Below are 18,333 nucleotides of genomic sequence, written 5' to 3'. Positions count from 1 at the left end.
TTTCTTTTAATTTTCTTTTGTTAGATTTTTATATACAAAATCAACTTTCTCTTCATATGTCTTATATTCAGATTTGATAGATTTATCATGGATAAAATAGTTAAGAAAAACTAATATAACTAATAATTTTATTAATATGATTTTCCATAATGTTTTTCCAATTGTCATATTTTTAAAACCATTTAAATAAAAAGAGTAAATATTTTTAATATTCAACATAAAATCTCCTTTTGTTGACATATGTTCAAAATAATAACACTTTAATGAACATATGTCAATAAAAAATCAAGAAAATTTTGATATTATTTCAAACAAGGATAAAAATGGGTAGAGATAAAAATAAAAGAAACTTAATATATAAACCAGCATTTAAAGATTTTATACCAGAAAATAAACCATTTGCTGGTGTTACTGTGTTGTTAGATGAAGAGATGGAAGCTATTTATTTGATGGATATTTTAAATTTATATCAAGAAGAAGCAGCTATTAGTATGGAAGTTTCAAGACCAACTTTTACAAGAATTCTAAAAAATGCAAGACAAAAATTAACAAGAGCATTGGTTTATGGAAATAAAATTACAATTCAAGATGATAATTCTGGTTATATAGTGGCTATTTGTAGTGCGTCCTTAGATAATTTTGAATCGATTTTAGCAACTGATAAATATTTATTGATTTATAAAGTTCAAAATAATGAACTTACATTATTACATAGTTTTGAAAATCAAGTTGCTTCAAAAAATTTAAAACCAGCTATTGTTTTACCTCAAATATTGATGCAACATAAAGTTAATATTTTTTTATCTACAAGAGTAGGGGAAGGTTTGAAAAATTCGCTTTTTGCAAAAGGTATACAAGCTATTGAAAAACAAATAAGTAAAAAAGAGGATTTGACAAATTTATTGGATTCATAAATTAAAAAAGTAAGAGATAACTCTTACTTTTTTTAGTAACTTAGATTTTGATAATCTTTGTTTAATAAACTACTTGCAACTTCATCAGGTTTTGCAACAGTGATACCTTCTAGTAATACTGATTCATCTTTTGAAACATTTGGTAAATATAAAGGACAAACCTTAACTTTTGCACCTTGTTTCATCAGAGCTTGAAGCATCATTTTTGGAGATTTGTCTTGTGGTTTTAAAATAGGACTTTCAATTCCTTTTACTGCTAAATCACCTGCTTTTGAACAAAGAGTCATATTTACTTCTTTGTTTTGTTTTAATGTCATCATTGATAATACCATTCCCATCATTTGAGTTTGTGCATCTTCTGATGTAATAATCACATTTAATCCTTTTGCAGAATTTTCATTTGCAATTGATGCTGTTGTTAACAATAGTGATGATAATAAAACTAATAAACCTTTTTTCATATTATATTTCCTTATATTTAATTGTTTTAATATTATAAATAAAACTTATGAAGTATAGATAAAATAAACTTATATAATAATAAAAAGCAGAAGTATTAACTTCTACTTTTTTAGAAAGAAAACTTTTTATAAAGTTTAAAGAAATAGATTATTGTTTTTATTTGAACATAGATAAATGGAATCATAATAATAAAATATGCAATAGAATATTTTGTAATAATTTCATTATGTACTAATCCAAAATTTATAAAAAACATACCAAAAACGAAAAATGCAACACCTGGACAAATAAGAGCAAATGAAACTGATGATTTATCATTTGAGTGAATATATTTTTCAAAATAACCCATCCTTTTCATAACCATATATCCTAAAATTCCAAATATAATTTGTAATGATAAAATAGTTGATGTAAATACAAAAAGTGAAGATTTATTTAAAGGCGTTGCATAATTGTGTTCTAGGCCAAAAGATACTCTAATAAATGTAATTCCAAGCAGTGTTAATATTGGAATAACAATCCAAATAGAAGGAGCTGCTTCCAATCCTAAACCTTTTTCAAACATGTTTTTAAAACCCATTGTAAGTTTTATGAATATTAAAAATATTGCAAGTGATGCAAAAAATAAAGCTGCGAAAATTCCAATAGAGTTTATAATTAAATTATGACTCATCGCTCCTGGTGCTGCAAATCCAACAGCTATCATAGAAAGTGCAAAAATAGAAATCATTTGAGATAGATTATTGTTTTTTGAAAAATCAAAATCACCTTTTATTAAAAGTCTAGAAAAATATTCAAAGAATATTTTTAATGCAAAAAAACCAACAATCACAAAACCAAATAAAGCGAATGGAAATAAATATTCAACAATTCCCCAAAGGCCAGGAATAAATACAGCACCTAAAACAAAACATACATTTATAGTCATAGCATAAGTTAATGGAATAGTCATTAGTGTAATTTGAGAGTTTGAATTTATTAACTCTTTATAAGCAGCAGTTTTTTCATATAAATTAAATTGTTTAGTATTCCAAATTAATAGTTTAAAGTGTAAAAATGCAAAAGCAATAATAAAAACTAAAGAAAAAGAAACAATAAATGATAGCCAATCTCCTTTTAATAAAGCTGGCATAATAAAATCATAAGTTGCCATTGGTGTATTTGGATGTGGAACTAAAAACATTAGATACATAAAAAATGAAACACTTAAACCTCCTGCTCCTAATGAGGCTAAAAAACACATTGGAGAAAAATTTTCTTTTAAATTCATATATAAATCCTTAGTAATAATTTTTTATGATATTAGTAAATATTATATTAAATACTTATGAAAGTATTATAAAGTTTTATTATAATATAAACAAATTGTAAATAAGTGTGTTTTATAAAAAAATTAAAGATAATAAATTAAAAAATTTTTATCTTATCTCTTCTAATTATGTAATCTTCTAGACACTATTATAATATATTATTATAATAAAATCATAAATATATTTTATAATTAAGTTTAATTTTAGTTTTGTTTTTGTAGAATTCTTTTATCAAAGGAAAAATATTATCCTTTGTAAAATAAAGGAGTTTTTATGGCTTGTGATACAGGTGCAAAACCAATTGAAGAAAAAGAAATAGTTTTAGATAATGAAAATAATAATGAAATAAAAAAGGAAAAAAATATGAGTTCAAGTTTAGTTTTAAGAAAAGTTCCAGAGTTCAAAATGGATGCGTATGATTCAAAAACAGGTCATTATGTAACTGTAAGTAGTGAAGATTATAAAGGTAAATGGCATGTAGTTTGTTTCTATCCAGCAGATTTTACATTTGTTTGTCCAACAGAAATCGCAGCTATGAATGCAAAATATGATGAGTTCCAAGAACTTGGTGTTGAGATTTTAGCTGTATCAACAGATACTAAATTTTCTCATAAAAGATTTGTTGAAACTGAACCTTTATTAAAAGGATTAAAATTAACTATTGGTGCAGATACAACAGGTGCTGTAAGTAGAGCATTTGGTGTTATGATTGAAGAAGAAGGATTAGCACTTAGAGGAAGATTTTTAATCAATCCAGAAGGAACTGTTGTAGCTCAAGAAGTTCAAGCACCAATGGTTGGAAGAAATGTACATGAGTTTTTAAGACAAGTAAGAGCTTGGCAACATGCAAGTAAAACTGGTGAAGTTTGCCCAGCTGGTTGGGTTCCTGGTAAAAAAACACTTCCAGTTAATACTGATGTTGAACAAATGACAGGAAGAGTTGGAGATTATATTACTATTGAAGAGATTATGTCTTAATATTTATAAGAATAGAAATTTTAGAATTTCTATTCTTCAATTTTTTAGTAGTGGGCTTTATGAGCGATTTTAGAATTTGAGTTTCTTTTGAAAGAATACTTTTTAAAATATAAATTGAAACTTTCTTTATCTAAAATAGGTAATTCACCATCTGCATATTGTAATAAAATTTTATTGATTTCTACTTCTTTGTCTTTTGCTAAATATACTTGAATATTGTCATTTAAAAGGCTTGAAAAAGGTTTTTCTCTCATGTGAGAAGTGATAAGTATATTTACATTTTTGCTTTTTAACCAAGCAGCTACAGCTTTTCCACTTGTTTGTTCATTTTTAACAATTTCAATGATGTTGTTGTTTATTAACGCAAAATATTTAGCTTTTCCAAATAGTGTGGATACAGAACAAGTTTCTTTTTTTATTTTTATTGGTATTGCAATCATTTTATTCCTTTTGTTGCATTTTTTGTATAAAGTTTATATCTATTGATATAACAATGGGCTAAAGACTTAACCATATTAATTCACTAACATATTCCATAAAACTTCCTTGTCTAATAATTAAAATAATCAGAAAATTCAATCTCTTTTTGTAATTTTATTTTATCTATACAACTTATGTATAGGTAATTACAATATGAACCAATTAGTGATAACTTCATGGTTTAAGAGCACAATGACTTCCAGAAATATTATAATGGTCAAACTACTTTTTCAAGTAATAAGAAGAGTTGTTATTGAATTCAATATAAAAAAATTGACATTACGATAAAAACGATAAAAATTTGAAGATAGTTATACTCTCGTAATAAAATTGTAGCATTATTTACTTCTATAATTCAAGCTTTTAAAAGGGTTTTTACTATGAATTTTATAAATAATTGCAGTATAAGTTGATTTAATAGATCTACAATATCAAATAAAGATGGCAAAAGCCATCTTTAAAATTTCCCATTTGAGTTTTGCCATTGAGAAAGAGGTGGAATTTTCTCTTCTATATCCCATTTTTTAACTATTTTTGAATCTTTTACATCAAAAAGTTCATATAATGAAATCTTTTGATTATCTTTTTCTATTTCATTTAGTGCTAAAACAAAATTACCTTGAGCTAAAATCAAATGATTTTTTAAATAAGTTCCATCTAATACTTTTTTATTTATTAGTTCTTTAACCAAGTTTTTATTTGCTTGGGTTTTATCTAAATCCACAGTTTTTACAACATTTAGGTTTTCATCTTTTTTTAGAGGTTCAGCATTGTCCCAATGCTCAACTATTAATCCTTTTTCAAATCTGAAAATATCAATAACTTTATTTATTTCATTTCCTTGTTTAGCAAAAGAAAAAGTTACAACATAGTTATTATCTTCAAATGCAATTAAAACTTTATTTTCAAGTTCTTTTCCATTTAAATAATCTAAATATCCTTTTAATCCAGCAATTCCATCTTGGGCATAAAGATTATGCTGAATATATTTTTTCTCATTTATATAAGCTAAACCACTTCTATCTTGATTTGTTGAAAATGCTTTCTCTAAAAGTGAGATGCTTTTCTCTTTTTGACTTAACTCTTGAGCATTTAATGATGAGTATGCTAGAGAGATTAGAGTAATTGTTGTTAATAAAATATTTCTTTTTTTCATTTTTTATCCTTTAATGTATATGAAGAAGTTTACACTTTAGAAAAAATCTTTTAAAGGTTAAAATAGTATTAAAAATGGTAAATATGAAACTAAAAGCCTAATTGCTCTTTAAATTTTGAGGGTGAGATATTTGTCTGTTTTTTGAAATACTTAACAAAGTTTGTTGTTTCAATAAAACCTAATTTATAGGCTATCTCTTTGATAGGTAAGTTAGAGATTAGTTCTCTTTTTGCTTCTAAAATGATGTAATTATCAATGGTATTTTTGGCACTTAGATTTAAAAACTTTTTACATAAAGTGTTTAAATGTTTTGGTGAGATATTTAATTTTTGTGCATAAAAGTTTACATTTCTCGATATTTGATAGTTTTTATGTAGCAGTTTTGTGAACTCTTCAAATATTGTAAGATATTTTTTATTTTGATTATTATCAAAATTGAGTGATAAAAGTTTTTCAGATTTTAAAATCAGATAATTAAAAAGTAGGGTAAATATCTTTTCTTTAAAAAGATTGTTTTTATCTTCATATTCACTTAGTAGTTGTTTAAAAATTGTTTCAAACTCTTCAAAACAATTATCTAAAATATATGGTTTTGATAAGATATTATAAAAAACTTTTTGAATATTTATGAGGTTTCTACTTAAAAACTTATCAGTAAAAAGGATGATATATCCTTGATAATTTGCAGTTTTACTAAAGTTATGTATTTGATTTTTATTCAAAAAAATCAACGAGCCTTTTTTTACTGGATATTCTTTAAAATCAACATAGTGATAATCATCTGCATTTGTAAAATATAAAATATTGTAAAACTTGATTCGATGGGGTTTAGTCATATAGTGATTTGTTAAATCATATTTTCCTAATAGTTTATCTAAAGTGAGAATTTCAAAGCCATCATTTTCTAGGCTTGATAAAAATTTGATTTCAAGTAAATCTTCCATGGTTGGAATTATAAGATTTTATATGCAATAAAACAAGTAAAAGATGAAAATTGAGTCATTTGTGAGTCATTAGTCTGTTATAATATTTATTAACAAAATAAAATAAAAAGATTAAACTTTGAAAATTCTACACTTTAGCGATACACATCTAGGTTTTAATGACCTAGATATAATAAACTATGAAAACATAAACCAAAGAGAAGCAGATTTTTATGATGCTTTTTCCCAAATTGTTGAACAAATCAAAACAATCAAACCAGATTACATAATCCATACTGGCGATTTATTTCATCGTTCAAGTCCAAGTAATAGAGCAATTACCTTTGCCCTTGAAAAGTTTAAAGAAATAGAGTCTTTGGATATTCCATTTATCTTAATAGCTGGAAATCACTCAACTCCTCGAACTAACCTCAGCTCACCAATTCTAAAGATTTTTGAGAACTTTAAAAATATCTATGTTTCATATAACCAAGAGTATAAAAAAATAGAGTTTGATGATGTAATCTTTCATACTCTACCTCATCTAAATGATGACTCAAAAGCTTTGACTCAAATAGAACTTTGTGAAGCAAATATAAGTGAATCTAAAAAAAATATTATGATGATGCATTGTAGTGTTGGTGCTTGGTATTTGATGCAAGAGTTTGGAGAGTGGGTATATCCAACAAACAAAGAGTATATCTTTTCTAAAATGGATTATGTAGCACTTGGGCATTGGCATGGATTTGGCGCTGTTGGTAAATATGAAAATGTGTATTATAGTGGAAGTAGTGAGAGAACAAGTCTAAATGATAAACGAAACTCAAAGGGTTTTATATTCGCAACTTTAGAAGAGAATTTAACTATAGAGTATAAAGAGATAAACATAAGAGCTATAAGACAAAAAGAGATAGATTGTGAGGATTTTGAAACTTCTATACAAAATCTTGATGTTGGTGATTGCCTAGATGCTATAGTAGAAGTAAAACTAAAAAATCTTACGCCACTAAGTTCCATAGATATACAAAACAAACAAATCAAAGATATATTTCCAAGTGCCATGAGTGTGAGTATAAAAAGAGAGTTTAAAAAAAGTGATTCAAACTCAGATATACAAAACCTAGAAGCCATATCACTAGAAGAGTATTTCCTAGAGCATATAAAAGAAGAGAGTGAAGACAAAGAGTATGAAAGACTAAAATCAAAGGTACAAGAACTATTTTCTAAATATGAGGAGTTAAGTTATGATACTAACTAATCTAAAACTAGAAAACTTCAAAAAGTATAAACATTTTGAAATAGTCTTTGAATCAGGACTTATAGGAATCATAGGAAAAAATGGCGCTGGAAAATCTACTATTTTTGAAGCTATATTATTTGCCCTATATGGAGAACTAAAAAGCAAAGGTGATAAAGAAGTAGTAAGAAACTCAAATGCCTCTTCTAAAGATGCAGTTATAGTAGAGCTAGATTTTGAGTTTGACACTATAGAGTATAAAGTAATAAGAGAGTTTAGAGGAAAAACACTAAGTGCAAATGCCAAACTATATAAAAACGCAGAGCTTATAACTACAGGAGCAAAAGAAGTAACTACAAGCATAATAAATCTAACAAAGATGAGTAAAGATGCTTTTGTACATACACTTTTTGCTTCTCAAAAGGAACTGACAAGTTTAAGTAATAGTAAACCAGAAGAGCGAAAGAAGATGATAAGAAAACTTCTAGGTCTTGAAAAGATAGATTTTGTAGAAAAAGAGCTAATAGAAAAAAGCCGAGAATTAAAGCGAGAAATAGGGGCATTTGCAGAAGTATTATTAAGTGCTGAAGATATAGGTATTAAAAAAGAGTATATAGTAGAGTATACAAAACAAAGCCAAGAGATACAAAAAGATATAAGCACAAGAACAACACTTTTAGATAATACAAAAATAGAAGAACAAACTATAAAACAAGAGTTAGAACTATATACAAAAACAAAAGAGCAAAAACAAAACCTACACGCAAGATGTGAACTTCTAAAAAATAGTATTAAATCTCACCAAGTAAATCAAGATAAGCTTTCACATGAGCTAAATAATCTAAATAGTAAACAAACTGAACTTAGAGGATTACAAAGTGTTAAAGAAGAGTATATAAGCTTACATGAGAGTATAAAAGAACAAGAGAAACTAAAAGAGTTTCACATAAGAAAAGAGGGGTTAATTCTAGAGCAAAATGAACTGCGAGATCAGTACAAAAAAGCAAAAGAGACAATAATCCTTTTAGAGTTTGAAACAAAAGAGCATAAAGAGTTAGTAGAAAAAGAAAAAGCCCTTGAGCTAAAACTAGAGAGTATAAAACAAACCCTTATACAAATACAAACAAAAGAAAAAACCTTACTTCAAGAAATAGCAGGTGAACAAAAACTAATATCTGATATTTCAAAAAAGATAGAAAATATCACAAACCTAGGAAGAGAATCAAACTGTCCAACTTGTACAAGACCACTTCTTGATGAATATGATAATGTAATACTCTCATTAGAGCATATAGTAAAAACAACACAAAAAGAAAAAATTGATAAAGCCACTATAAACCTAGAAGAGATACAAAAAAACAAAGAGCAAATAGAAGAGTCTCAAAAAGCATATATAAAAGAACACTTTGAACTATCAAAAGCTATAAATCTAATAGAGAGTAAAAACAAAGACTTACAACTCCAAAAAGAGCATTTTGAAAAAGTTACACAAAAAGGTGTAAAAAATAAAACAGAACTAGCAAAACTAGAAATCTACTCTTACGATAATTCTATACACGAACAAATGCTTGAAAAACAAAAAGAGCTAAAATCAAAATACGAATATGTACTAAGTCTTGAAACAATGCTAAAAAGAGTAGATAGTATAAAAGAAGAACTACAAACTTCAATACAAAACCAAGACAAATACAACCTAGAACTTCTACAAAAAGACCTAGAATACCAAGCCATAAACTACGATGAGGTAAAACATCAAGAAAAAATAAAACAATACGATGAGGTACAAGCAAAAAAAGATAGTCTAACAGCTGGTATAAATGAACTAAAAGTAAAAATAGCCACAATCCAAGGTCAAATCAAAACAATCCAAGAAAGCCTAAATAACAACGAAATACAGCTATCAAAAGTACAAACAAAAAAAGATGATTTAACAGACTACGAAAAAATCAAAATAAGCCTAGCCGAGTTCAAAACAAAACTAAACTCAAAAGTAGCCCCAAGAATTTCAGACATAGCCTCAACTATGTATGCCCAAATCACAAAAGGCAAATACCAACACATAGAAGTATCGAACGACTTTGATTTTTACATCTACGATGAAGGCAAAAAATACCCAATCGAAAGATTCAGTGGTGGTGAAATCGATCTAGCAAACTTAGTTTTAAGAATCGCCATATCAAAAACACTCAGCGAACTAAGTGGCGCAAGTAGTGTAGAGTTCCTAGCCTTTGACGAAGTGTTTGGAAGCCAAGATGAAGCAAGAAGAATGGAAATCTTAGAAGCCTTCCATACTATCAAAGAACAGTATAGACAAATATTTCTGATAAGCCATGAAATGGAGATTAAAGAGATGTTTGAGCGGGTTGTGGAAGTGTAAATTATAAAAAAGGGGAAAGAGTATGAATCAATTAAAAATAGAGTTCGAAAATTGTTTTGGAATAGAAAAATTAGATAAAGAGTTTAATTTTACACCTGAATATAATGTAAATTTAATTTATGCAAAAAATGGATTAATGAAAACATCTTTTACAAAAGTATTTAAAAAATTTCAAGAAGGAAAAGAGGATAAAATAGGAGATTTGATTTTTAAAAATACACCTGTTAAAAAAAATATACTTATTGATGGAAATAATATACAAAAAGAAGAAATTTTTGTAATTAATTCATTTGAAAAAGCTTATGAATCAGGCAGTATTTCTTCATTGTTAATTAATGATAGTTTAAAAATTCAATTAGAAGAAGTTTTAAATATAAGAAATGAAATTTTAAAAAATTTAGAAAAAAAATCAGGATTAAAGATTTCAAAAACATCTTTAGGCAAGATAATTTTTGAACTAGAACCTCAGATGATGAAAGATTTTCCCTTTTTTGATAAAAGCTTCTTACAAAATTTAAATTCATTTATATTGCCAAAAGATAATACTTATTTTGAAAACATTAAATATTGTGACATATTTGATGAATCTGTATTAAATAAGAAAATTAAATCTACTGAATTTCAAACTAAAATAACAGAATATATAGAAAAAAGTGATGAAATATATAAAAATTATGCATTTTTTGAAAAAGGTAGTTTTACATTACCAAAATTAAAAGGCATAGAAAAAGAACTAAAAGGAAATAACTTTTTTGTTAAAGATAATAAAATCTTGTTAAATGGAGATTTGAATATTTCAACAATTGGAGAATTAAATTCTAAAATTAAAGAAATCGAAAAAAAACTTAAAGATACTAAAGAATTTGTAGCTATTGAAAAATTATTAAGTGATGCAAAAGGTATTGCTTTAAAAGATATTATCGAAACATATCCTGAAATTTTAGAAGAATTAAAAGAATCTAATTTAGAACAATTTAGAAAAAAACTTTGGCTTTCATATTTAAAATTAGATGAAGATAATTTTGAAAATTTAAAAGGAAAATATTCGATACTTAAAACACAAATTAGTTCACTGAACATTGATGATACAACTTGGAAAGAGGCTATTGATATTTTTAATAATAGATTTACTTTACCATTTAAAATGGAAATAGATAATTTAACAAGTTCAATAATAGGTGAAACTCTTCCTAAAATTATATTTACTTTTATTGATAAAAATGGTAGAACTATAAAATTAAATAGAAATGAATTAGAGGATAAAGATTCATTAAGTCAGGGCGAAAAAAGGGCTTTATATTTATTAAATATTATTTTTGATATTGAAAAAAGAAAAAAAGATAATCAAAAAACATTATTCATTATTGATGATATTGCTGATTCATTTGATTACAAAAATAAGTATGCGATTATCGAATATTTAAAAGATATTTCAGAAGAGAAAGATATTTTTGGGAAACCTTACTTTTATATGATTATTTTATCTCATAATTTTGATTTTTATAGAAGTATTTCAAGTCGTTTGGATATAAGTTGGGATAAAAAACTACATGTTTTAAAAATTAATAATGAAATTAAAATAGTAAAAGAACATTACCAAAACAATCCTTTTGAAATTTGGAAAGATGTGATGAGTGCAGGAAAACATTACAAAATTGATTTTAATTCGATTGATGTAAAGAAACACATATTAGCACTTATTCCATTTGTTAGAAATTTAATCGAATATGGAATTGACAGAGGTGTTAATACTTTTACAAATATAGATGAAGATTATTTATTATTAACTCATTTATTACATTTAAAAAATGATACAAAACATATAAAATTTGAGCAATTAAAAATGATATATAAAGAATATATTGGTAAAGATAATTTTGATTCCTCAATAAATATTATAAATGATAATGTATATGATTTAATTATTGAAATAGCTGATTATCATATTTCAAATGATGATAATAAATTAGAGAATAAAATAATTTTAGCAATAGCGATTAGATTAAAAGCAGAAGAGTTTATGATTAAAGAAATTAAGTTATCTTCTCATATTTTTTGTTGGAAAAATAATAGTGGAAATCAAATGTTTTTTTTGGAATATATAAGCACAAAAGGTAATCAAACAAGGGAATTATTTAGTGGTTTTTGTCAAATTGGAACAAAAGAAGTTATAAAAGTTTTAGATAGTGTAAATATTATGACTCCTGAGAATATTCATATAAATTCATTTATGTATGAACCTCTTTTAGATATGGATATTTCGGAACTGAAAAAACTTTTTAATGATGTTAAAAGTTTATAATTAGATAAGGACTTTTATGACAGCAGAAATAATTCAAATTAGTGGGATAACTATTACATCCTTAGTCGCAATTAGTATTCATTTCCATAATAAAAAATTAGAAAAAGTAAAAGCACAGTTAGAAAATTTATATTTAAAATTAAATAGTATTATAGAAACAGATTATAAATTTTTACAGATGAATACTCCAGATGATTAAGAAATTGTTATTTAGAAAATATGCTTTATTCTTCAATCGAATTAAAAGCAGTTTTTCATTCATTAAATCATACATATAATTTAGAATTACATGTTATATTAAAACATAAAAATATTGATATTCTTGATGATGCGAAAAAAGAAGTTGCAATGTATTTATTTATAACAGATAAGAGGTTTATTGAAAAATTAGATGAAGTGATGGAGGTTATATCTAATGATATTTGTTTGTTACAAACGAATAATTTATTGAAAACTTATATTAAATAGAATAGATTAAATATTATTACAAATTGACATATTTTTAAATAAAAATAAATTTTAATGTTATTATATGAAATATAAATCGTTTTGCTGACATTGGGAAAACGATTTGATTGAAAGTAAATTTATAAAAAATTAGGCATAAAAAAACCCAAGCTTAAACTCAAAGGTTTAAGGCTTACTGGGTGTCATGTGAGAATTATATAAAAATAGTTTAGGAAAGTCAAGTGAGAAGTGAAGTTAAAACTAAATTTATAAGTGATATTCGACTTAGTCATTTTAAAGATTTTGATGAATATAAACGAAATATTTATCAATCTGAAAAATATTATATTTTACTATCAATTTTTGAAGTAAGTTTGAGAAATTCTATTGATAATTATTTTAAAGAAAAAATATCATCAAATTGGCTTGAATCTGAAATTTTACATTTTGATACAAAACAAAGAATTATAGAATCAAAAAATAAAATAGAACAAAGAAAAGAGATTTTGACTCATGACAAAATCATTTCAGAATTATCTTTTGGTTTTTGGACTTCATTTTTTCGTAAGTCTTATTCAAATTTGATTAGAATAAAAGATATAAAACATATATTTCCAAATATTCCAAAAAGAAGTCAAAAATTTATTACAAGACAAATATTGGATAAAGAATTAAATAAAATAAGAAAATTTAGAAATAGGATTTTTCATTATGAAAAAATCATAAATAAAATTGAATATACTAATATGAAAGATGATATATCTATTTTATTAGTATATTTTGATGATGAAATTCATAAGTTTGCAAAAGAACTTATTAGCTAATTTATAAAGGAAAAATAAAATGGATGATTTACAAAAATACATAGAAAAAAGAAAATTACAAAATAAAGATTTTGCAGAAAATTTTGACAAAGGTTATGAAAAATTCAAAATAAATGAGTTAAAAAATTTTGATATTTCCGAATACTTAGACAATAAAGAAATAAGAGATGAATATTTAGCTCAAGTTTTAAAAGATGGCGATAAAGATGAATTATCGGAAGCCCTTGCAAATATAGAGAAATCAAAAACTTGAAACAAAATATAACCCTCTACTACGACAAACAATGTCCATTTTGCTCAAAATACGCAAACTTTTTAAAACTAAAAGAGAACTTTGAAATAACTCTAAAAGACGCAAGGGAAAATCTTGATGAAATATCTCTTATTTCTGGAAACCTAAACATAAATGATGGTTTTATCGTGGTTTATAAAAACGATTGTTTTCAAGGTGCAAAGGCTTTAGAGTTTTTAAATAGTGCTGTTGATAAAACTACTCTTTTGGGAAAACTTCATTTTTTCTTTCGCTATGACAATCTTTTTTCAAATTCTCTTTATAAACTTTTTTTCATTTTGCGAAAAATTATGCTTTTTATTTTAGGAAAAAATAGCAAGATTTGATATTATCTAAAAATCAAGAAGTAGGGATTAACTCCTACTTTCTTAAAACTTCTTATTACTTAAATCAGAAACCATCTCTTTTGCAATAGAGTCATTTTTAACTGCAATATCTCTTGTTTGTGATGCTATATTTGCATTTTTTTGCGTTTGTTTATCCAATAAATTTATTGCATCATTAATTTGATAAATACCTATTTCTTGCTCTTTTGAAGCTTTTGCAATATCTTGAATAATATCAGTTGTTTTGTCTATATTTATTATTAGCTCTTCATAACCTTTACTCATTTTATCACTTATTGTTTTTCCATATGTTGCTTTTGAAGTTGCCTGTTCTACTATGTTTTTTATCTCTCTAGCTGCTTCTGCACTTCTATTTGCTAAGTTTCTTACTTCTGCTGCAACTACAGCAAATCCTTTTCCAGCTTCTCCTGCTGTTGCTGCTTCTACAGCAGCATTTAGACTTAAAATATTTGTTTGGAATGCAATTTGATCAATTATACTTATGGCGTCATTTATTGTATTTACTTGTTGTGAAATTTCAGTCATTGCCGCACTTGTACTTTTTGCTAATTCTTGACCTTCTTTTGCAGAACTATTAACTTCATTTGCAAAACCAGACATTTTAGCTACATTATTAGAGTTACTTTTTACTGTTCCTGTTATTTGTTCAAGTGCAGCAGCTGTTTCTTCTAGTGATGCTGCTGCTTCATTTGCACTAAGATTTAATTCATTTACATTTTCTATTAAAGATGCAGATGAACTTTCTAGGGTTTTTCCTACACTTAATGATTGATTCAATAATGTAGAAATTACATTTCCTAATTGGTTTATTGCAACTGCAACCTTTGAGTGTGCATCTGGAAATTTTGCTGTAAAATCATGTTTTTTGAAACTCTCTAAAACACTTAAAAGTGTAGGAATATTTTTAGCAATAGATTGTTCTAACTCATTTTGCATATTTGTTAAAATCTCTTTTAATTCAAGTAAAGATTTTGTTTGAGTATCTTTACTTATTTTTGCAACAAGATTACCTGAACCTATCTGCTTTGCAAATCTTGCAATATCATTTACAAACTCTTCATCTTGTTTTATTCCAATTTCAATAGAGTGTATATTTGAATTAATTGTTTGTGCCATATCACCAAATTCATCTTTACTATTTAAATCAATCATTGCTGAGTTTTTAGTTTTTTTATTTAAAAAATCAAAAAAGTTTTGTAATCCAATTTGAACTTTTGTTACTGATGATATAATTTGATTTGATATTAAAAAAGCTATTAAAACTCCAATAATTAAAGATACAATTAAAACTGAAATCATAATATATGAAAAACTACTTGCAACTTCTCTGGCTTTTGGTGTTGCGATTTGATTTTTATTTTCTTCATAATCTATAAATTCATTTATATCATTTAGCCAAGTTCTTAGACTCTCTTTTGCTTGTGTAAGTAATAAATCTTTTGCTTCTTCATCTTGATTATTACTTTTTAATTCAATGATTTTAGTTATCATTGGAAGCGTTTTTGCTTCTGTGTTATTGATTCTTGCTAAAATTTCTTTCTCTTTATCATCTACATTTAAACTTTCTTTGAATATTGCTTTTAAAGGTTCTGCTGATTTGGCATAATAATCTTCTAATTTTTTTATATTTTCGTATGATTTTTTAAATAAATCATCATCTTTATTCGATGATAATACTAAATCTCTAATTGCTATGGCTCTGTCGTGAACACTTCCTCTGAAATTTATCGCATATCTTTGTTTTACTGAGTTAACTTCTACAATATCTTGTAAAGTTGTATCTATATAATTTACTTTCATAATTCCAATTGATGTTATAATGATAATTATTGCTATCATGATAAAAAAACCTGAATATAATTTTTTAGAAATAGTCATATTATGGAACATTTTTTCTCCTGAACTGATGTTTTTTCACTAGAATAATATCTTTAGTAATCTTAAAGATAGTAAAAAATATTTGTATTGCTAATATTAATAATAAGTAATACAATATTATAATATACCTATTTTTCAATATTTTTAGACTATTATTATAATGATGACTTATTAAAATAAGAAAAATGTGAAATATCTTAAAAATAAAATAATTTTATATTAAATATGCAAATCTTTTAAAATATCCAAGGCAAAAATAGCAAGATTTAATATGAATCAAAAGATAGGAAAATAAATAATTAATAGATAATTAACACAATTGTTTTACTATTCTAAAAATTATTTTAGGAAATTAAAAACAATGAGCAAAAAACTTATCTTATCATTAAGTGTTTGCACTTATCTTTTAGCAAATGATTCAATAATAGAATTAAATCAAATAAGTGTAACCCAAACTAAACAAGAAGAACAAAATCTTGTCATCGCAAATAGTATTTCAAAAAAAGATAAGAATGAAATTGATTTAGACCAAGCTACTACTCAAAAAGAGTTGTTAAACTCACTTTCAGGTGTTCGAATTGAACAAACAAGTTCAGGAATTGGACACACAACTGCTATTCGTATGCCAAATGGTACAAATGGATATTATTTATTTATGCAAGATGGAATTGCTGTTCAATCTTCAGGTTTTTTTAATCACAATGGTTTAGCATATACAAGTTTTGAAAATGCAGATAATGTTGAAGTTTTAAAAGGTGCAGGAAGTGCCTTATATGGTTCTGATGCAGTTGCGGCAACTATTAATGTAAACTCATTGGAAAAGCCTTCTAAACAGCTTGAGAGAGAAGTAAAAACAACAGCAGGAAGTTTTGGTTTTTATTCTGCAAAAGCAGAAATGAGTGATACTATAGATGAAAAATCAGCATATAGAGCAAATGTTAGTTATTCAACAGAAGATGGATATAGAGAACACACTTCTTATGATAGAGTTGAAGCAAATCTAAGATATGACTATAAATATAATGATGAAAATATCTTAAAAACTATATTTAACTATACAAAAACAGATGCCGAACAAGCCGATAGTTTTAGTGATTATTCTTATATTACAGATGCTTCAAAAAAAGCTAGTGATAAAGCTTCTTTTTATACAGCTTTAAACAATACAGATATAAGAAGAGAGTTCGATTTTGCAAGACTTAGTGTTGATTGGGCAAATTATACTAATGACAATCTAGAAATAGTTTTAACTCCATATATTAGATTTAATGAAAATAAATATGTAGCTACATGGGAAAAAAATCTTCCATCAAACGATACTAAAATATATACTCTTGGTTTACTTCAAAGAAATACTTTAGATACAAATTATGGAGAAGTTATTTTTGGTTTTGATACAGAATATACAGATTCATCTTTAGTTTATAATCAAGATTTTGCAACAACAGCTAGTGGAAAAACATATCCAAAAGGTTCAATTTATGATTATGATGTAACATATACAGCAATTGCTCCTTATGTAAATAATAAATGGGAAATGACAGACAAACTAGATTTTGATTTAGGTGCAAGGTTTGATTATAATAAATTTGATTATAAAAATAATCTCTCAACTGGAACTGATGCTTCTGGAGTTTATTACAGACCAAATGATAAAGAAGATAGCTTTACTCACTTTAGTCCAAAAGCTTCATTTACTTATAAATTAGATGAAACAACAACTTTATATACAAGATATGCAAATGGTTTTACAATTCCATCTGCAACAAAATTATATTCTATGAAAGCTGGATATTCAGAAGCAAAATTAGATCCAGAAACAACAAATACTTATGAAGTAGGATTTAAAAAAGAGTTTGAAAAAGCTTATGTTGAATCAAGTCTATATTTTATGAATATAGAAGATACGATTACAACAAATAAAGATGCTGATGGAAATACTTATTATTTAAATGGTGGGAAATCAGAACATAAAGGTATGGAATTAACTTTATTCTCAAATCTAACAGAAGATATTTCTTCAAAAATTGCATATAGTTATAGTAAACATAACTTTGTTGATGATGATAATTATAAAGATAATGAAATGGCTGAAGCCCCAAATCATACGGGAAATTTTAGACTATTTTACAATCCATATTTTATGAAAAAACTAACATTAATGGGTGAAATCCAATATGTTGGTGATTATTATATGAATAATGAAAATACAAAAAAATATTCAGGTTACGAAGTTGGAAATGTAAAAGGGACTTATAATCTTTCAAAAAGTCTTTCTATTTTTGGAAAAGTTACAAATATTACAGATAAAAAATACGCTACAAGTGCATCAAGTAGTTGGTCAGATAGTTATACTCCTGGTAATCCAAGAGCTTATTATGCTGGTCTAAATTATAAGTTTTAGTA

The 18,333-nt window shown here is 25.6% G+C and carries 18 protein-coding genes; 11 read left to right on the top strand and 7 right to left on the bottom strand.

Going from position 1 to position 18,333, the window contains the following annotated elements; genetic code table 11:
• Nucleotides 1-6: 6 nt before the first annotated feature.
• Complete coding sequence (locus AVENP_RS08495; protein ID WP_128360178.1) at nt 7-219, bottom strand: DUF4492 domain-containing protein; 213 nt, start codon at nt 217-219, stop codon at nt 7-9.
• A gap of 104 nt (nt 220-323) precedes the next feature.
• Between AVENP_RS08495 and AVENP_RS08490 the strand changes: the two genes are divergently transcribed.
• A complete protein-coding gene (locus AVENP_RS08490; protein ID WP_128360177.1) occupies nt 324-914 on the top strand; it encodes a DUF134 domain-containing protein in 591 nt (196 codons plus the stop codon).
• A gap of 32 nt (nt 915-946) precedes the next feature.
• On the opposite strand, the gene AVENP_RS08485 is transcribed toward AVENP_RS08490, so the two are convergent.
• Entirely contained in the window at nt 947-1,375 is a 429-nt protein-coding gene (locus tag AVENP_RS08485; protein WP_128360176.1) for a DsrE family protein, read from the bottom strand.
• Nucleotides 1,376-1,485: 110 nt separating this feature from the next.
• On the bottom strand, nt 1,486-2,646 hold the full coding sequence (locus AVENP_RS08480) for a TsoY family (seleno)protein (RefSeq protein WP_128360175.1): 1,161 nt from the start codon (nt 2,644-2,646) through the stop codon (nt 1,486-1,488).
• Nucleotides 2,647-2,959: 313 nt separating this feature from the next.
• Between AVENP_RS08480 and AVENP_RS08475 the strand changes: the two genes are divergently transcribed.
• Nucleotides 2,960-3,664 carry a peroxiredoxin gene (locus tag AVENP_RS08475; RefSeq protein WP_118917212.1) on the top strand — a complete coding sequence of 235 codons (705 nt, stop codon included), beginning with the start codon at nt 2,960-2,962 and terminating at the stop codon, nt 3,662-3,664.
• A gap of 44 nt (nt 3,665-3,708) precedes the next feature.
• On the opposite strand, the gene AVENP_RS08470 is transcribed toward AVENP_RS08475, so the two are convergent.
• The 3 genes from AVENP_RS08470 to AVENP_RS08460 form a co-directional block, all read right to left on the bottom strand.
• Nucleotides 3,709-4,104 carry a NifB/NifX family molybdenum-iron cluster-binding protein gene (locus AVENP_RS08470; RefSeq protein ID WP_128360174.1) on the bottom strand — a complete coding sequence of 132 codons (396 nt, stop codon included), beginning with the start codon at nt 4,102-4,104 and terminating at the stop codon, nt 3,709-3,711.
• 497 nt (nt 4,105-4,601) lie between these two features.
• Nucleotides 4,602-5,300, bottom strand: a complete 699-nt coding sequence (locus AVENP_RS08465) for a hypothetical protein (RefSeq protein ID WP_128360173.1) — start codon at nt 5,298-5,300, stop codon at nt 4,602-4,604.
• 89 nt (nt 5,301-5,389) lie between these two features.
• Nucleotides 5,390-6,244 (bottom strand): AraC family transcriptional regulator, encoded by an 855-nt coding sequence (locus tag AVENP_RS08460; RefSeq protein ID WP_128360172.1) that lies wholly within the window; start codon nt 6,242-6,244, stop codon nt 5,390-5,392.
• Between the two features lie 118 nt (nt 6,245-6,362).
• On the opposite strand from AVENP_RS08460, the gene AVENP_RS08455 reads away from it, so the two are divergent.
• The 8 genes from AVENP_RS08455 (at nt 6,363) to AVENP_RS08420 (ending at nt 14,028) form a co-directional block, all read left to right on the top strand.
• Nucleotides 6,363-7,481, top strand: a complete 1,119-nt coding sequence (locus tag AVENP_RS08455; RefSeq protein WP_128360171.1) for a metallophosphoesterase family protein — start codon at nt 6,363-6,365, stop codon at nt 7,479-7,481.
• On the top strand, nt 7,468-9,837 hold the full coding sequence (locus AVENP_RS08450; RefSeq protein ID WP_128360170.1) for an AAA family ATPase: 2,370 nt from the start codon (nt 7,468-7,470) through the stop codon (nt 9,835-9,837). Before AVENP_RS08455 ends, AVENP_RS08450 begins: the two co-directional genes overlap by 14 nt.
• Nucleotides 9,838-9,859: 22 nt before the next feature.
• Nucleotides 9,860-12,139 (top strand): ATP-binding protein, encoded by a 2,280-nt coding sequence (locus AVENP_RS08445; protein ID WP_128360169.1) that lies wholly within the window; start codon nt 9,860-9,862, stop codon nt 12,137-12,139.
• Nucleotides 12,140-12,155: 16 nt separating this feature from the next.
• A complete protein-coding gene (locus tag AVENP_RS08440; RefSeq protein ID WP_128360168.1) occupies nt 12,156-12,338 on the top strand; it encodes a hypothetical protein in 183 nt (60 codons plus the stop codon).
• Between the two features lie 20 nt (nt 12,339-12,358).
• Complete coding sequence (locus AVENP_RS08435) at nt 12,359-12,607, top strand: hypothetical protein (RefSeq protein ID WP_128360167.1); 249 nt, start codon at nt 12,359-12,361, stop codon at nt 12,605-12,607.
• 221 nt (nt 12,608-12,828) lie between these two features.
• The gene (locus AVENP_RS08430) at nt 12,829-13,410 is read left to right on the top strand and encodes a hypothetical protein (protein WP_128360166.1); all 582 of its coding nucleotides are present in this window, start codon (nt 12,829-12,831) and stop codon (nt 13,408-13,410) included.
• A 19-nt stretch (nt 13,411-13,429) separates the two neighbouring features.
• Entirely contained in the window at nt 13,430-13,663 is a 234-nt protein-coding gene (locus AVENP_RS15870; protein WP_204514137.1) for a helix-turn-helix domain-containing transcriptional regulator, read from the top strand.
• Nucleotides 13,660-14,028, top strand: a complete 369-nt coding sequence (locus AVENP_RS08420; protein WP_128360165.1) for a DCC1-like thiol-disulfide oxidoreductase family protein — start codon at nt 13,660-13,662, stop codon at nt 14,026-14,028. Before AVENP_RS15870 ends, AVENP_RS08420 begins: the two co-directional genes overlap by 4 nt.
• Nucleotides 14,029-14,070: 42 nt before the next feature.
• Here AVENP_RS08420 and AVENP_RS08415 read toward each other — a convergent pair whose 3' ends face one another.
• Nucleotides 14,071-15,939 carry a methyl-accepting chemotaxis protein gene (locus AVENP_RS08415; protein WP_128360164.1) on the bottom strand — a complete coding sequence of 623 codons (1,869 nt, stop codon included), beginning with the start codon at nt 15,937-15,939 and terminating at the stop codon, nt 14,071-14,073.
• Between the two features lie 349 nt (nt 15,940-16,288).
• Here AVENP_RS08415 and AVENP_RS08410 point away from each other — a divergent pair, with 349 nt between their 5' ends.
• Nucleotides 16,289-18,331, top strand: coding sequence for a TonB-dependent receptor (locus tag AVENP_RS08410; RefSeq protein ID WP_128360163.1), 2,043 nt, complete (start codon nt 16,289-16,291; stop codon nt 18,329-18,331).
• Nucleotides 18,332-18,333: the final 2 nt, after the last annotated feature.

Origin of the sequence: Arcobacter venerupis (assembly GCF_013201665.1) — a bacterium.
In the GTDB taxonomy this organism is placed as follows: domain Bacteria; phylum Campylobacterota; class Campylobacteria; order Campylobacterales; family Arcobacteraceae; genus Aliarcobacter; species Aliarcobacter venerupis.
This window is presented reverse-complemented; position numbering and strand designations above follow the sequence as displayed.

Bases quoted from the DNA above. Each gene is read 5' to 3' on its own strand.
- AVENP_RS08410 (WP_128360163.1), top strand. From the start codon at position 16,289: ATGAGCAAAAAACTTATCTTATCATTAAGTGTTTGCACTTATCTTTTA.
- AVENP_RS08470 (WP_128360174.1), bottom strand. From the start codon at position 4,104: ATGATTGCAATACCAATAAAAATAAAAAAAGAAACTTGTTCTGTATCC.
- AVENP_RS08490 (WP_128360177.1), top strand. From the start codon at position 324: ATGGGTAGAGATAAAAATAAAAGAAACTTAATATATAAACCAGCATTT.
- AVENP_RS15870 (WP_204514137.1), top strand. From the start codon at position 13,430: ATGGATGATTTACAAAAATACATAGAAAAAAGAAAATTACAAAATAAA.
- AVENP_RS08445 (WP_128360169.1), top strand. From the start codon at position 9,860: ATGAATCAATTAAAAATAGAGTTCGAAAATTGTTTTGGAATAGAAAAA.
- AVENP_RS08475 (WP_118917212.1), top strand. From the start codon at position 2,960: ATGGCTTGTGATACAGGTGCAAAACCAATTGAAGAAAAAGAAATAGTT.
- AVENP_RS08415 (WP_128360164.1), bottom strand. From the start codon at position 15,939: ATGTTCCATAATATGACTATTTCTAAAAAATTATATTCAGGTTTTTTT.
- AVENP_RS08495 (WP_128360178.1), bottom strand. From the start codon at position 219: ATGTTGAATATTAAAAATATTTACTCTTTTTATTTAAATGGTTTTAAA.
- AVENP_RS08460 (WP_128360172.1), bottom strand. From the start codon at position 6,244: ATGGAAGATTTACTTGAAATCAAATTTTTATCAAGCCTAGAAAATGAT.
- AVENP_RS08485 (WP_128360176.1), bottom strand. From the start codon at position 1,375: ATGAAAAAAGGTTTATTAGTTTTATTATCATCACTATTGTTAACAACA.
- AVENP_RS08480 (WP_128360175.1), bottom strand. From the start codon at position 2,646: ATGAATTTAAAAGAAAATTTTTCTCCAATGTGTTTTTTAGCCTCATTA.
- AVENP_RS08465 (WP_128360173.1), bottom strand. From the start codon at position 5,300: ATGAAAAAAAGAAATATTTTATTAACAACAATTACTCTAATCTCTCTA.
- AVENP_RS08450 (WP_128360170.1), top strand. From the start codon at position 7,468: ATGATACTAACTAATCTAAAACTAGAAAACTTCAAAAAGTATAAACAT.
- AVENP_RS08440 (WP_128360168.1), top strand. From the start codon at position 12,156: ATGACAGCAGAAATAATTCAAATTAGTGGGATAACTATTACATCCTTA.
- AVENP_RS08435 (WP_128360167.1), top strand. From the start codon at position 12,359: ATGCTTTATTCTTCAATCGAATTAAAAGCAGTTTTTCATTCATTAAAT.